Source organism: Pseudomonas kribbensis, assembly GCF_003352185.1.
GTDB classification, from domain to species: Bacteria; Pseudomonadota; Gammaproteobacteria; order Pseudomonadales; family Pseudomonadaceae; genus Aquipseudomonas; species Aquipseudomonas kribbensis.
The window spans coordinates 5517642-5531621 of record NZ_CP029608.1; the positions used below are offsets into that span (position 1 = coordinate 5517642).

Consider the following 13980-nt stretch of genomic DNA (forward strand, 5'->3'; position numbering starts at 1 on the left):
ACCAACGGCCCTCGCCGCGATTTCAACGGGTCAAACGGCTGCAATCAGGGTTTCCCTAGGCCAAGCGCGGTCATGTATGCTACGGCGCTTCCTGTAACTCCACTTCCAGCCCGTCCGGCCCGCTCCGGATGTCGCATTGAAGAGGATTAGGCCACCCCTATCCAGTACAAAAGTAGCCATGCACGAACAATATCAGCCCCGTGAAATCGAAGCCGCCGCCCAGTCGTTCTGGGACGAGCAAAAGTCCTTTGAAGTCAGTGAACAGCCAGGCAAGGAGACTTACTACTGCCTGTCGATGTTCCCTTACCCCAGCGGCAAGCTACACATGGGGCACGTGCGCAACTACACCATCGGCGACGTGATCTCCCGCTACCAGCGCATGCTCGGCAAGAACGTCCTGCAACCGATGGGTTGGGACGCCTTCGGCATGCCGGCGGAAAACGCCGCGATGAAGAACAACGTGGCCCCGGCCAAGTGGACCTACGAAAACATCGCCTACATGAAATCCCAGCTGCGCAGTCTGGGCCTCGCGGTGGACTGGTCCCGCGAAGTCACCACCTGCAAGCCGGATTACTACCGCTGGGAACAGTGGCTGTTCACCCGTCTGTTCGAAAAAGGCGTGATCTACCGCAAGAACGGTACCGTGAACTGGGACCCGATCGACCAGACCGTTCTGGCCAACGAACAGGTGATCGACGGTCGCGGCTGGCGTTCCGGCGCGCTGATCGAAAAGCGCGAAATCCCGATGTACTACTTCAAGATCACCGCCTACGCGGATGAGCTGCTGGAGAGTCTCGACGAACTGACCGGCTGGCCGGAACAGGTCAAGACCATGCAGCGCAACTGGATCGGCAAGTCCCGCGGGATGGAAGTGCAGTTCCCGTACAACGTCGACTCGATCGGCGAAAGCGGCACCCTGAAAGTCTTCACCACCCGTCCGGACACCCTGATGGGCGCAACCTATGTTGCGGTGGCCGCCGAGCACCACCTGGCTGCTCTCGCCGCGAAGAACAACCCTGAGCTGCAAGCGTTCATCGCCGAATGCAAGGGCGGCAGCGTCGCCGAAGCCGACGTCGCCACTCAAGAGAAGAAAGGCCTGCCGACCGGCCTGTTCGTCGAGCACCCGCTGACCGGTGAAAAACTGCCGGTGTGGGTCGCCAACTACGTGTTGATGCACTACGGCGATGGCGCGGTCATGGCTGTACCGGCGCACGACGAGCGCGATTTCGAATTCGCCCACAAGTACAACCTGCCGGTCAAATCCGTGGTTCGCACCAGTTCCGGTGAAACCAACCCGGCCCCATGGCAGGACGCCTACGGCGAGCACGGCACGCTGATCAACTCCGGCGAGTTCGACGGCCTGGACTTCGCCGGCGCGTTCGACGCCATGGAAGTCGCCCTGATCAAGAAAAACCTTGGCGCCTCGCGCACCCAGTTCCGCCTGCGCGACTGGGGCATCAGCCGTCAGCGTTACTGGGGCTGCCCGATCCCGATCATCCACTGCGATGCCTGCGGTGACGTGCCGGTGCCGGAAGACCAGTTGCCGGTCGTACTGCCGGAAGACGTGGTGCCGGACGGCGCCGGTTCGCCGCTGGCGCGCATGCCCGAGTTCTACGAGTGCACCTGCCCGAAATGCGGCCAGCCTGCCAAGCGTGAAACCGACACCATGGACACCTTCGTCGAGTCGTCCTGGTACTACGCCCGTTACGCCTCGCCGCACTTCGAAGGCGGTCTGGTGGAAAAATCCGCAGCCGACCACTGGTTGCCGGTGGATCAGTACATCGGCGGTATCGAACACGCCATTCTTCACCTGCTGTACGCGCGCTTCTTCCACAAGCTGATGCGCGACGAAGGCCTGGTGAGTTCCAACGAGCCGTTCAAGAACCTGCTGACCCAGGGCATGGTGGTCGCCGAGACCTACTATCGTCGTGAAGCCAACGGCGCCTACACCTGGTTCAACCCGGCGGACGTGGAACTCGAACGCGACAGCAAGGCCAAGGTCATCAGTGCCAAACTGAAATCCGACGGCCTGCCGGTGGAAATCGGCGGCACCGAGAAGATGGCCAAGTCGAAGAACAACGGCGTCGACCCACAGTCGATGATCGATCAATTCGGCGCCGACACCTGCCGCCTGTTCATGATGTTCGCTTCGCCGCCTGACATGAGCGCTGAATGGTCCGACTCCGGCGTGGAAGGCTCGCACCGCTTCCTCAAGCGCGTCTGGCGTCTGGCTCAGGCCCACGTCACCCAGGGCCTGCCGGGCAAACTGGACATCGCCGGCCTGAATGACGAGCAGAAAGTCATTCGTCGTGCGATCCACCAGGCGATCAAGCAGGCCAGCCATGACGTCGGCCAGAACCACAAATTCAACACCGCCATCGCCCAGGTGATGACGCTGATGAACGTGCTGGAGAAAGCCGCCCAAGCCACCGAACAGGACCGCGCACTGATCCACGAAGGCCTGGAAGCCGTGACCCTGCTGCTGGCACCGATCACACCGCACATCAGCCATGAGCTGTGGAACCGCCTGGGCCATGCTGACCCGGTGATCGACGCCGGCTGGCCGGTGCTGGACGAAAGCGCACTGGTGCAGGACAGCCTGACCCTGGTAATCCAGGTCAACGGCAAACTGCGCGGCCAGATCGAAATGCCGGCCGCCGCCACCCGCGAAGAAGTCGAAGCCGCTGCTCGTGCCAACGAAAACGTGCTGCGCTTCGTCGATGGCTTGACTATCCGTAAAGTGATTGTAGTGCCCGGGAAACTGGTCAATATCGTCGCCAGCTAATTGGATCGGGCGCCGGGTTTTGCCTGGTGCCCTGTAAAACCTTTCGGGCCGCAAGGTCGGCCCACATGGTTTCAAGGGGAGCAACACAATGATCAAACGCAATCTGCTGGTGATGGGCCTCGCAGTCCTGTTGAGCGCCTGCGGTTTCCAGCTGCGCGGCACCGGCACCACCGAACTGGCATTCAAGGAACTCGACCTGAGCGCCCGCAACGCCTACGGCGAAACCGTGACGCAACTGCGTCAGATGCTGGAAGCCAGCGGCGTCAAGATCGTCTCCGGTGCACCGTACAAGCTGTACCTGGCCGACGAGCAGGAAAACCAGCGCATCCTCAGCTACGCCGGTGCCGGCCGTACTGGCGAGTACCAGGTGACCACCGTGCTCAATTACGACATCCGTGGCGACAAGAACCTGCTGCTCAAAAGCGACAAGCTTGAAGTGCAGAAAGTGTTCATCCACGACGGCAACAACCTGGTGGGTTCCGACCAGGAAGCCAACGATGCTCGCAACGAGACACGCCGCGAGCTGGTACAGCGCATGATGCTGCGCCTGCAGCAACTGACGCCGGCCCAGCTGGATGCCCTGCAGCAGACCGCCAACGCCCGGGCCAAGGCAGAAGCCGACGCCCTTGAAGCGGCGCAGAAGGCTGAAGCGGAAACCCCGCGTCAGTCGCCGCTCGAACTGCCGCAGCAGTAAGACGTTCGGGGCGCTCAGGCGCCCCGTTCGCCGTTTCTTATGAAGCTCGCTCCCGCCCAACTCGGCAAGCACCTGCAAGGCGCCCTCGCGCCGGTCTACATCATCAGCGGCGATGACCCGCTGCTGTGTCAGGAAGCTGCCGACGCCATTCGTTCCGCTGCCCGTCAGCAAGGTTTCGACGAACGCCAGGTGTTCGCCGCCGACGCCAATTTCGATTGGGGTACGTTGCTGCTGGCCGGGGCCAGCATGTCGCTGTTCGCTGAAAAGCGCCTGCTGGAACTGCGCCTGCCTTCCGGCAAGCCCGGTGACAAGGGCGCAGCCGCACTGATCGAATACTGCTCGCGCCCCGCAGAGGACACGGTGCTGCTGATCAGCTTGCCCAAGCTGGACGGCAGCGCGCAGAAAACCAAGTGGGGCAAGGCACTGGTCGAGGGCCAGCAGACGCAGTTCATCCAGATCTGGCCGGTGGACGCCAACCAGTTGCCGAGCTGGATTCGCCAGCGCCTGTCCCAGGCCGGCCTTTCGGCCAGTCAGGACGCGGTCGAACTGATTGCTGCGCGGGTCGAAGGCAACCTGCTTGCTGCCGCACAGGAGATCGAGAAGCTCAAGCTGATGGCCGAAGGCGGACAGATCACCGTCGAAACCGTGCAGGCGGCCGTGGCCGACAGTGCGCGCTTTGACGTGTTCGGCCTGACCGACGCAGTCCTCAACGGCGAACCGGCTCACGCGCTGCGCATGCTTGAAGGCTTGCGCGGTGAAGGTGTCGAGCCCCCAGTGATCCTCTGGGCCCTGGCTCGGGAACTGCGTCTGCTGGCCAACATCTCCCTTCAGTACAGCCAGGGTACGCCGCTGGACAAGTGCTTCAGTCAGGCGAAACCGCCGGTCTGGGACAAGCGCAAACCGCTGATGAGCAAGGCCCTGCAACGCTACTCGGCACAGCGCTGGGCGCAGTTGTTGCTCGAAGCCCAGCGCATCGATGCGCAGATCAAGGGCCAGGCGGCCGGTTCGCCGTGGATGAGCCTCAGTCGTCTGGCGCTGTTGATGGCCGGTCAGCGTCTGACGTTACCTGCCGAATAGCAATCATCTCGCTCCTCTCTCTAACGCTACCTACCAATCAAAGATAATTTTGATCGGCGGGGTTGTAGCTGAAAGATGCTGCCCAGCTTGTCGAATTTATGGTCAATTTTATGACTGGTACTATTATTGAGTTAGCTTGGGCATAGTAAGAGCTTTGATTTTTTTTCGCTTGAATCAGTCCCGCCGCGTCAGTGTAGAAAAAAGCCTCGATGGGCATGTTCGCAGCGGGCTGCTTGGCCCATACGGCTGAGACAAGTTCATTCTCATCATTGCGGCCATTCTTCGGGATTCTGGGCATGGTCGCCAGAGCCTCACGAAATAGGGCGGCTGTTTGATAAGGCGAGTTATCGCGAACATCCCAGCTGCATTGTTTCTGCTCCCGCGCCGATGTATTTGCCATGTAATGAGCGACAAACTGATTGGCCGTCGTAATACCCTGCAGAGAACAAAACCGGCTGATGGCTCCATGCAGAATGTGTTGTCCGCATCCTTTGTCTGCTCGCCCATCCGTGGCGCCGTCGATAGGAAAAAAGCAAGTATATTGAAGCTTTATCTGGCCCGGGATCGCAGCAGAAACAGGACGGGCGATGTAGCCGTTATTCGAGTGATTATAAAGCGCGGGGGATTTTGCATCATTGCGCATATAGGAAAACGCGACAAAGCCGTTACTTACATTGTTCGGACTGGGATCCCAAACGTTATACCCATCACCATACGTCGTTGCTCGGATAACGATTCCCGAACATAAAAATATCGGTGCCGTTTCACTGTTAAAACAATTGCGCGTGGTTTGTGCATAACGAGCGTTAAGTGTCGCAGCGACAGCCGCCCCATCATTCGAGGCAAGCCCCATAAGGCCCACCTGCTCACTACTTGTTGTCGTGGGAGGAGGCGCTGTTTCATGTTGAGTACAAGCGAACAACAGCGAAACCGCTAAAGCCAGAATTATTTTTTTCATAGCACTCTCCAATATCGCTCGCATTAAAACAATGAAACATGGGGGCTCTTCACACGACAGTCAGCCGCGACAACTGAAAACTTGTTAACTACTAAGCCACTCCTTATCTTCAGATAAGAATGTTGTTGCGCGGATTGCGGGAGGCAGGAAGAGGCGTATACTCGCGCGCGCCATACAGGAGATCCGCCATGGGTAAAAAACGATCCAACAAAGCCAAATCCATCATCGCCCAACCCTTGTTCCGCAGTCGCCAGGAGCGACCCAACAAGGGCAAAGGCAGCTACCGCCGCGAAGCCTTCCAGTCTAAAAGCTGGGAGGCTTCTTGCTTTCTGGCGGCTTGAAAACCAGCGTCATTTGATGATCTGATTCGATGAGTTTTTGGAACACCGCATGGATGATTGAACTTCATTGGCAATGGCGGAACAACTGTCAGATATGACAGTTGATTAGAGTCCGAGGAAAGGAATAAGGTGACCCGCAGGCGGGTGTCTCGATGATAAAACTCCCATACCGAATCCCGATTTTCAGGGCTGACATGTTAAGGTCTGCACCTGATTCGTATCCCCTGGACCTGTGCATGCCCCTCAGTCTTTCCCGTCGTTGGCCCGTTCGCCAACTGATCGCTGCCACAAGTTTCATACTGCTTGTCGCCTGCGCGGAGAAACCCACCGCCGCCGACGCGCAACCGCTTCAGACTGCTCCCGTTGCCACGGCCCCTGCGGTCATCCCGCCGGTAGTGCCGTCCGGTGACGACCTCGATCTGCAACCGACCCAGACTTTCGCCGAGTGGCAGGCAGGCTTCCGCAAGGACGCCCTGGCTGCCGGTATTCGCCCCGACGTGTTTGACCGCGCCTTTGCCAACGTGAGCTTCGATGCCAGCGTGATCCGCGCCGACCGTAGCCAGCCGGAGTTCGCCCGCCCGGTATGGGAATACCTGGACGGTGCCCTGTCGCCGCTGCGAGTGCGCAAAGGCCAGGCGCTGATCAACCAGTATGCCGATATCCTCCAACGCATCGAGCAACGTTACGGCGTCGATCGCCAGGCACTGGTATCGGTGTGGGGGATGGAAAGCAATTTCGGCCAGTTCCAGGGCACCAAGTCAGTGATCAACTCTCTGGCAACCCTGGCCTATGAAGGTCGCCGCCCGGCCTTTGCTCACGCGCAACTGATCGCGGCGCTGCAGATCCTGCAGCAGGGCGACATCACGCCAGAGAAAATGCTCGGCTCCTGGGCCGGCGCCATGGGCCAGACCCAGTTCATCCCGACCACCTACAACACCCACGCGGTGGATTTCGATGGCGACGGACGCCGCGACATCTGGGGCAGCCCTGCCGATGCTCTGGCCTCGACTGCGCATTACCTGCAAAGCTCGGGCTGGCAACGTGGCCAGCCGTGGGGCTTCGAGGTGCAGCTGCCGAGCGGTTTCAACTACACCCTGGCAGATGGCGCGATTCGCAAGAGTGTCGCCGAATGGCGGCAACTGGGCGTGATTCTGCCCAACGGCGGTCAGGCCCCCGCCGGTTCCGAGCAACTGTCAGCCGCCCTGCTGTTGCCAGCCGGCTATCGTGGCCCTGCGTTCCTGATCCTCGATAACTTCCGGGCGATCCTCAAGTACAACAACTCGTCGTCCTATGCCCTGGCCGTCAGCCTGTTGTCCGAGCGCTTCAACGGCGCAGGCCTGATCAACGGCACCTGGCCGAAGGATGATCTGCCGCTGAGCCGTACCGAGCGCATCGAGCTGCAAAACCTGCTGACCGCGCGCAACTATGACGCGGGCACCGCTGACGGCATCATCGGTGCCAATACGCGCAAGGCGATCCGCAGTGCGCAGCAGTCCTTTGGCTGGCCGGCGGATGGCTATCCGACGCACAAGCTGCTCGAAAGCCTGCGTAACCAATAAAAAACGCCGCCTGAAGAGGCGGCGTTTTTTTTGCGGTTCAGTCAGCGAATCACGACATCCTGCTCCAGCATCAATTCCTTCTTCCCTGCATCCAGTCGAACCAGCGCCCCCAACGGCAACGTCAGGTTCGGATCGCAGTGCCCGCTGCGCCAGCCTGACAACACCGGAATCCGCAGCGGCTCGAAGGTCTGCTTGAGCAGGCGATTCAGCGCATCGACATCCACCCCCGCGATATCCCCGACCAACACGCCACGCAATCGGGCCAGCTTGCCGGCAAGACGCATCTGGGTCAGCAGGCGGTCGATCCGATACAGCGGCTCGTTGACGTCCTCGATGAGCAGGATCACCCCTTCGACGTCGATTTCGTAAGGCGTGCCCAGGGTCGATGCGATCATCGCCAGATTGCCACCCAGCAGGCGCCCGTGGGCAATGCCGGGCTCAACCGTGGTCAGTGGATAAGCCACCGGATGGCTCAATACACTGCCGGCCTTCAGCTGCCCGCGCAGCATGGCGAAGAACGACGTCACCGTCGGCGGCTCCTTGTCCCCCAGCAGGTCGGCGTTCAACAGTGGCCCGTGAAAGGTCACGAACCCTGCATAGCGACTGATAGCCAGATGCAGCGCAGTGATGTCGCTGTAGCCGACGAAGGGTTTGGCATGGCGGCTCAGCAGATCGTAGTCGATCCGGTCCAGCAACCTCGGCGTGCCGTATCCACCCCGCAGACAGATGATCGCATCGACCTCCTCGTCAGCGAACGCGGCGTGCAGATCATTGAGCCGCACCTCATCGCTGCCGGCCAGATAGCCATCCTTCTCGTAAACCCCCGGGAACACCCGCAAACCGTAACCCCGGGCGCGCATCCATTGAACAGCCTTTTCGGTATCCAGCGAGCCTGGGCCGGCGGGCGCAATGACGCCTATCAGCCCTTCCGACGGCAGCGCCGGCACAGGCTTGTGCGGGAAAAGGGTGTGGGTCGGTCGAACGGTCATCCATGGATCTCCCTGTGTGAAGTCATGCACACACAGTAGTCAGGAACGGCGACAAACAGAAGAGGTTCGGCTGCGCCGCAGATTGCAGGAAAAGTGAACAACGAGTGTAGTCCGGGCAAAAAAATGCCCGCCGGGCGGTAAACCCCGGCGGGCATTTTCTCATTCAGCGCTGAATCAGGAACCGAGCAGTTCGGCCTTGACCAGTTTCGCCTGCTCGTCGGCGTGGTACGAAGAGCGCACCAACGGGCCGGACGCGACGTTCTTGAAGCCCATCTTGTAACCTTCCTCGGCGAACCAGGCGAAGGTGTCCGGGTGCACGAACCGCTGCACCGGCAAGTGGCTGCGCGACGGTTGCAGGTACTGGCCCAGGGTCAGCATGTCGATGTCGTGTTCGCGCATGCGCTTCATGACTTCGATGACTTCGTCGTCGGTCTCGCCCAGACCCAGCATCAGGCCGGACTTGGTCGGAATGTGCGGCATCATCTGCTTGAAACGCTGCAGCAGGGTCAGCGACCACTGGTAGTCCGAACCCGGACGCGCAGCCTTGTACAGGCGCGGTACGGTTTCCAGGTTGTGGTTGAACACATCCGGTGGCTCGGCCGCGGTGATTTCCAGGGCGATGTCCATACGGCCACGGTAGTCCGGGACCAGAGTCTCGAGCTGCACATTCGGCGACAGCTTGCGGATTTCACGGATGCAGTCGGCAAAGTGCTGGGCACCGCCGTCACGCAGGTCGTCGCGGTCAACCGAGGTGATCACCACGTACTTGAGTTTCAGGTCGGCGATGGCGATGGCCAGGCTTTCCGGCTCGTTGACGTCCAGTGGTTTCGGACGACCGTGGCCCACGTCGCAGAACGGGCAGCGACGGGTGCAGATGTCGCCCATGATCATGAAGGTCGCCGTGCCGCCGGAGAAGCACTCGCCCAGATTAGGGCAGGACGCTTCTTCGCAGACGCTGTGCAGCTTGTGCTTGCGCAGCAGGCTCTTGATGCGCTCGACTTCCGGCGAAACCGGGATGCGCACGCGGATCCAGTCGGGTTTCTTCGGCAGTTCGGTGGTCGGAATGATCTTTACCGGGATGCGTGCAACCTTCTCGGCGCCGCGCAGCTTGACGCCGGCTTCAACCTTGGGACGCGGGGCCGGGCGCTCGGTCACGTCGAGCGTCGGGATCATGGTTTGCACTGCATCAGTAGTCATATCAGTCGATTCCGCCCGTCAGGGTCGTCTGCTCAGCATAGTCGAGGTGTTTGACGAGCTGCGCGCGCAGCCGGGCACTTACCTCGGCAAATTCAATCGATCCTGCGTGATCGCTCAGCTGGGTCATCGCCAGCCCGGCATAGCCGCAGGGATTAATCCGTCGAAACGGCTCCAGGTTCATATCCACGTTCAGGGCCAGGCCATGAAAGGAACAACCGTGGCGAATCCGCAAACCCAGAGAAGCGATTTTCGCTCCGTCGACATAGACGCCGGGAGCATCTGGCTTGGCCACCGCGGTGACGCCGTAGCTGGCCAGCAGTTCGATCAGGCACCGCTCCATGCGTGTGACCAGGTCGCGTACGCCAAAACCCAGTTTGCGTACGTCCAGCAACAGGTACGCCACCAGTTGGCCGGGGCCATGGTAAGTCACCTGCCCGCCGCGGTCGACCTGAACCACCGGAATGTCACCCGGCAGCAACAGATGTTCGGCCTTGCCGGCCTGACCCTGAGTGAACACCGGCGGGTGTTCGACGAGCCAGATTTCGTCGGCGGCATCACTGCCGCGTTCGTTGGTAAAGCGTTGCATGGCATGCCAGACCGGCTCGTAAGCCATCTGGCCAAGTTCGCGAAAGCCCAGCGTGCCCGGCATCACAACACCATGTGTACGAAGCCGGTCGCCCGCAGTTCGCTGTTGATGTTGTACAGCTGATCCTGGTCGGTCGCGACGATGTGCAACTGGATGGTGGTGTACTTGCCGTTGCTGCTTTGACGTTCGTCGACACGCTCATCGTTGATCTTTGCGTGTTTCTTGACGATGTCGATGATCTTGTCTTTGTTGCCGACGCCCGTATCGCTGATCACCTTAACCGGATAATCAACCTGCGGAAATTCGATCTTTGGCGCCTTTACTTCGGTATCGGTCATGGCGTAACGGCCTCGTAAGCGTAAGCCCGGTAACGAACAAGGCCCCGCTCCGGAAGGGAACGGGGCCATGCAGGTCAACTCGAATCAGTTGAACAAGCCGTAGAAGAATAGACGGATGCTATCCCACATGCGGCGGAAGATACCACCCTCCTCGACAGCGTCCAGGGCGATCAGGTCGGCGCTGTGCACCACCTTGTCGTCCAGTTTCACTTCGACTTTACCGATCACGTCGCCCTTGGCGATTGGCGCGGTCAGTTGCGGGTTCATGGTCATGCTGGCAGCGAGCTTCTTCAGCTGGCCTTTCGGCAGGGTCATGGTCAGATCTTCAGCCAGACCGGCCTTGACCTGGCTGGTGGTGCCTTTCCACACCGGGGCCTGAGCCAGTTCGGTGCCCTTCTGATAGAAGGTCTGGGTTTCGAAGAAACGGAAACCGTAGGTCAGCAGTTTCTGGGTTTCGGCAGCACGAGCCACTTCGCTGTTGGTGCCGAACACCACGGCGATCAGGCGCATGCCGTCACGTACAGCCGAAGACACCATGCAGTAGCCGGCTTCGTCGGTGTGACCGGTTTTCAGACCGTCAACGGTCTTGTCGCGCCACAGCAGCAGGTTGCGGTTAGGCTGCTTGATGCCGTTCCAGAAGAACTCTTTCTGCGAGTAGATCGCGTAGTGAGCCGGGTCTTCGTGGATGATCGCGCGCGCCAGGATCGCCATGTCGTGAGCCGACGAGTAGTGCTCAGGGTTCGGCAGACCGGTCGGGTTCATGAAGTGGGTATTGGTCATGCCCAGATCGGCGACAGTCTTGTTCATCAGGTCGGCGAAGGCGTCTTCGCTGCCGGCGATGTGCTCGGCCACCGCGACGCTGGCGTCGTTGCCGGACTGAATGATGATGCCGTGCAGCAGGTCGCTGACAGTCACCTGCGAGCCGACCTTGATGAACATCCGCGAACCGCCGGTGCGCCAGGCGTTTTCGCTGACGGTCACCGGATCGTTTTCACCGATCTGGCCACGACGGATTTCCAGCGTAGCGATGTACGCGGTCATCAGTTTGGTCAGGCTGGCCGGTGGCAGACGCTGGTCACCGTTGTTCTCCACCAGCACGTTGCCGCTGCTGGCGTCCATGAGCACGTAGGCTTTTGCGGCCAGTTGAGGTGGCGACGGCATCATCTCGGCCGCGAAGGCGGCTGGCGAGAGGAGCAGCGGGACTAGCAGACACAGGCGTTTGGCAAAGGTGGTGATGTTCATCCGTCTCTCGAAATCGCTAATGGAAACTGCCCTTGCGGGCAAAATTAATCAGATGACTTTCTAACGAGTCATCGCGTGTTCAGTTGCTCACTCCAGTCACCCTTTGCCGGGCTTTTGTTCTTCGACGAGCCAACAACCTGATTCACCCCCCAATCGCTGGCGAACCGTCAATCAAGTGCTACGTATTACTTACTCGGTGACCACACTTGGCGAACCAAGGTTGGCCAGGCGCACGCTGTTCTGCACCTGGGCAATTTCACCCGGCGAACCAATCGGTCCCAGGCGTACCCGGTGCAGGGTCTGCTGATTGCGCACGATCGAGCTGATGAACACCGGAGCGCTCACCATCCCGCTGAGCTTCGACCTCAGGAGTTCTGCAGCGTCCGGGTTGGCGAACGCGCCCACCTGCAGATACTGGCCAGACGCTGGTGCAGAAGCGTTTTTTTTTGCGCCGATCTGTACAGGTACAGTGTCGGAGGCATGCTGTTGCGGCGGCGGAGTCCACTGCTCGATGGTACCGGCCGAAGCCGTGATCACCGGCGCAGTATTCTGCGCGACTTGCGGCTCGTTGAGCATCAAAGGCGCCGGACGGCCCTTCGCAGCCCACCACTGTTGCGGGTCGATACCCTCGACCTTGACCCGCGCGGTGCCGATTTCGGCATAACCGAGCTTTTTGGCCGCGGCGTAGGACAAGTCGATGATCCGGTCCGAATAGAACGGCCCACGGTCGTTGACTCGCAGGATCACGCTCTTGTTGTTGTCCAGGTTGGTCACCCGAACGTAACTTGGCAGCGGTAAGGTCTTGTGGGCGGCACTCATGCCGTACAGGTCATAGACTTCGCCGTTGGCGGTGTTCTGACCGTGGAACTTGGTGCCGTACCAGGACGCGGTGCCCGAGGCCACGTAGGTCTTGGATTCCTGCAACGGGAAGTAGGTCTTGCCCAGCACGGTATAAGGGTTGGCCTTGTACGGGCCGGTGTGCAGGGTCGGCGTAGCGTCCGGAATGCGCGACACATCGACGTCCCACCATGGCGCGCCGTCCTTGTGGGCCCGGTTGATGTCCAGACCCGGCTGGGCACGAACGGTATTGGAAGCGTATTTCTGAGTCGGCGCCCGGCTGGTCGAGCAACTGGCGACCAGCACCGCCAACGCAGCGAATGCCACCAGCTTCAGGGGTTTGTTGATAGGCAATGCCTGCATTACTTGACGCCCCGTGCTTTTACCAGCTCTTCAGACAGTTGATGTACAGCCATGGCGTACATCACGCTGCGGTTATAACGCGTGATCGCGTAAAAATTCTTCAGGCCCATCCAGTATTCCGGGCCATTGTCGCCTTCCAGGCGAAATGCAGTAACCGGCATATCATCGCGCAGCGCATCATGACTTGACCAGCCCAGCGCTCGCAACTCCCCGACGGTTTTCGTCGGTTCGATGCCAGTGGTCAGGCCTTCATCCACCTGCTCGCCGCGCACATCGGCACGACTGACCACCGGTTCGCCGGCCACCCAGCCGTGACGCTTGAAGTAGCTGGCGACGCTGCCGATCGCATCATCCGGGTTGTTCCAGATATTGATGTGGCCATCACCGTCGAAATCCACCGCATAGGCGCGAAAACTGCTCGGCATGAACTGCGGCAGGCCCATCGCCCCGGCGTAGGACCCCTTGAGGGTCAGCGGGTCGACCTGTTCTTCGCGCGCCAGCAGCAGGAACTCACGCAGTTCCTTGCGGAAAAATTCGGCACGGGGAGGATAGTCGAAACCCAGCGTGGACAAAGCATCGATCACCCGGTAATTACCGGTATTACGTCCGAAAAAGGTCTCGACGCCGATGATCGACACGATCACCTGAGCCGGAACGCCGTATTCCTGCTCGGCGCGGGCCAGTACCGCCTCGTGCTGGCGCCAGAAGTCCACACCCCGAGCGATGCGCGCGTCGGTGATGAACATCGGCCGGTATTCTTTCCACTGTTTGACCCGTTCGGCGGGTTTGGAAATCGCGTCGAGAATCGCCTGCTTGCGCTGGGCCTCGCGGAACACCGCCATCAGTTGCTCGCCGGCGAAACCGTAGTCGCGGGTCATTTCACCGACGAATTCGGCCACCTGGGGCGAGCCTTCGTAATCGCCGGCCAGCGCTTCCTGCGCGCTGCCAAGGATGCCTACCAGGCCGAGCCACGGTGCGTATCGTGTCGCCCAGTCACGCATTACTTGCATTGAA

Annotated in this window: 13 protein-coding genes; 5 read left to right on the forward strand and 8 right to left on the reverse strand. The window is 60.3% G+C overall.

Annotation, left to right across the window (positions count from 1 at the left end; all coding sequences use genetic code 11):
* The first annotated feature begins 178 nt into the window (after window positions 1-178).
* From leuS to holA, 3 genes are all read left to right on the forward strand, one after another.
* Window positions 179-2785 carry a leucine--tRNA ligase gene (gene leuS, locus DLD99_RS25230; RefSeq protein WP_114885730.1) on the forward strand — a complete coding sequence of 869 codons (2607 nt, stop codon included), beginning with the start codon at window positions 179-181 and terminating at the stop codon, window positions 2783-2785.
* An 88-nt stretch (window positions 2786-2873) separates the two neighbouring features.
* Window positions 2874-3479 carry an LPS-assembly lipoprotein LptE gene (locus DLD99_RS25235; RefSeq protein WP_114885732.1) on the forward strand — a complete coding sequence of 202 codons (606 nt, stop codon included), beginning with the start codon at window positions 2874-2876 and terminating at the stop codon, window positions 3477-3479.
* A gap of 39 nt (window positions 3480-3518) precedes the next feature.
* A complete protein-coding gene (holA, locus tag DLD99_RS25240) occupies window positions 3519-4556 on the forward strand; it encodes a DNA polymerase III subunit delta (protein WP_085712276.1) in 1038 nt (345 codons plus the stop codon).
* Between the two features lie 37 nt (window positions 4557-4593).
* Here holA and DLD99_RS25245 read toward each other — a convergent pair whose 3' ends face one another.
* Window positions 4594-5514: a hypothetical protein gene (locus DLD99_RS25245; protein WP_114885734.1), complete on the reverse strand. Its 921-nt coding sequence runs from the start codon at window positions 5512-5514 to the stop codon at window positions 4594-4596.
* 188 nt (window positions 5515-5702) lie between these two features.
* On the opposite strand from DLD99_RS25245, the gene arfA reads away from it, so the two are divergent.
* Together arfA and DLD99_RS25255 are read left to right on the forward strand one after the other, a co-directional pair.
* Window positions 5703-5855 (forward strand): alternative ribosome rescue factor ArfA, encoded by a 153-nt coding sequence (gene arfA, locus DLD99_RS25250; RefSeq protein WP_114885735.1) that lies wholly within the window; start codon window positions 5703-5705, stop codon window positions 5853-5855.
* A gap of 236 nt (window positions 5856-6091) precedes the next feature.
* Window positions 6092-7414 carry a lytic murein transglycosylase gene (locus DLD99_RS25255; protein WP_114885737.1) on the forward strand — a complete coding sequence of 441 codons (1323 nt, stop codon included), beginning with the start codon at window positions 6092-6094 and terminating at the stop codon, window positions 7412-7414.
* Between the two features lie 41 nt (window positions 7415-7455).
* Here the strand turns inward: DLD99_RS25255 and DLD99_RS25260 are convergent, their stop codons facing one another.
* From DLD99_RS25260 to mltB, 7 genes are all read right to left on the reverse strand, one after another.
* The gene (locus DLD99_RS25260; protein ID WP_114885738.1) at window positions 7456-8403 is read right to left on the reverse strand and encodes a S66 peptidase family protein; all 948 of its coding nucleotides are present in this window, start codon (window positions 8401-8403) and stop codon (window positions 7456-7458) included.
* Between the two features lie 174 nt (window positions 8404-8577).
* A complete protein-coding gene (gene lipA / locus DLD99_RS25265; RefSeq protein WP_162803535.1) occupies window positions 8578-9576 on the reverse strand; it encodes a lipoyl synthase in 999 nt (332 codons plus the stop codon).
* Window positions 9577-9601: 25 nt separating this feature from the next.
* Complete coding sequence (gene lipB, locus DLD99_RS25270) at window positions 9602-10249, reverse strand: lipoyl(octanoyl) transferase LipB (RefSeq protein WP_085712280.1); 648 nt, start codon at window positions 10247-10249, stop codon at window positions 9602-9604.
* The gene (locus DLD99_RS25275; protein ID WP_007958664.1) at window positions 10249-10524 is read right to left on the reverse strand and encodes a DUF493 domain-containing protein; all 276 of its coding nucleotides are present in this window, start codon (window positions 10522-10524) and stop codon (window positions 10249-10251) included. The genes lipB and DLD99_RS25275 overlap by 1 nt, the downstream gene beginning before the upstream one ends.
* A gap of 84 nt (window positions 10525-10608) precedes the next feature.
* Window positions 10609-11766, reverse strand: coding sequence for a D-alanyl-D-alanine carboxypeptidase family protein (locus DLD99_RS25280; protein WP_065259591.1), 1158 nt, complete (start codon window positions 11764-11766; stop codon window positions 10609-10611).
* Window positions 11767-11955: 189 nt separating this feature from the next.
* A complete protein-coding gene (locus tag DLD99_RS25285) occupies window positions 11956-12966 on the reverse strand; it encodes a septal ring lytic transglycosylase RlpA family protein (RefSeq protein ID WP_085732950.1) in 1011 nt (336 codons plus the stop codon).
* Complete coding sequence (gene mltB / locus DLD99_RS25290) at window positions 12966-13976, reverse strand: lytic murein transglycosylase B (protein WP_085712282.1); 1011 nt, start codon at window positions 13974-13976, stop codon at window positions 12966-12968. Before mltB ends, DLD99_RS25285 begins: the two co-directional genes overlap by 1 nt.
* Between the last annotated feature and the right edge of the window lie 4 nt (window positions 13977-13980).

Excerpts from the sequence above, each read along its gene's own strand:
- leuS (WP_114885730.1), top strand. The coding sequence starts at position 179 with ATGCACGAACAATATCAGCCCCGTGAAATCGAAGCCGCCGCCCAGTCG.
- DLD99_RS25235 (WP_114885732.1), top strand. The coding sequence starts at position 2,874 with ATGATCAAACGCAATCTGCTGGTGATGGGCCTCGCAGTCCTGTTGAGC.
- holA (WP_085712276.1), top strand. The coding sequence starts at position 3,519 with ATGAAGCTCGCTCCCGCCCAACTCGGCAAGCACCTGCAAGGCGCCCTC.
- DLD99_RS25245 (WP_114885734.1), bottom strand. The coding sequence starts at position 5,514 with ATGAAAAAAATAATTCTGGCTTTAGCGGTTTCGCTGTTGTTCGCTTGT.
- arfA (WP_114885735.1), top strand. The coding sequence starts at position 5,703 with ATGGGTAAAAAACGATCCAACAAAGCCAAATCCATCATCGCCCAACCC.
- DLD99_RS25255 (WP_114885737.1), top strand. The coding sequence starts at position 6,092 with ATGCCCCTCAGTCTTTCCCGTCGTTGGCCCGTTCGCCAACTGATCGCT.
- DLD99_RS25260 (WP_114885738.1), bottom strand. The coding sequence starts at position 8,403 with ATGACCGTTCGACCGACCCACACCCTTTTCCCGCACAAGCCTGTGCCG.
- lipA (WP_162803535.1), bottom strand. The coding sequence starts at position 9,576 with ATGATCCCGACGCTCGACGTGACCGAGCGCCCGGCCCCGCGTCCCAAG.
- lipB (WP_085712280.1), bottom strand. The coding sequence starts at position 10,249 with ATGCCGGGCACGCTGGGCTTTCGCGAACTTGGCCAGATGGCTTACGAG.
- DLD99_RS25275 (WP_007958664.1), bottom strand. The coding sequence starts at position 10,524 with ATGACCGATACCGAAGTAAAGGCGCCAAAGATCGAATTTCCGCAGGTT.
- DLD99_RS25280 (WP_065259591.1), bottom strand. The coding sequence starts at position 11,766 with ATGAACATCACCACCTTTGCCAAACGCCTGTGTCTGCTAGTCCCGCTG.
- DLD99_RS25285 (WP_085732950.1), bottom strand. The coding sequence starts at position 12,966 with ATGCAGGCATTGCCTATCAACAAACCCCTGAAGCTGGTGGCATTCGCT.
- mltB (WP_085712282.1), bottom strand. The coding sequence starts at position 13,976 with ATGCAAGTAATGCGTGACTGGGCGACACGATACGCACCGTGGCTCGGC.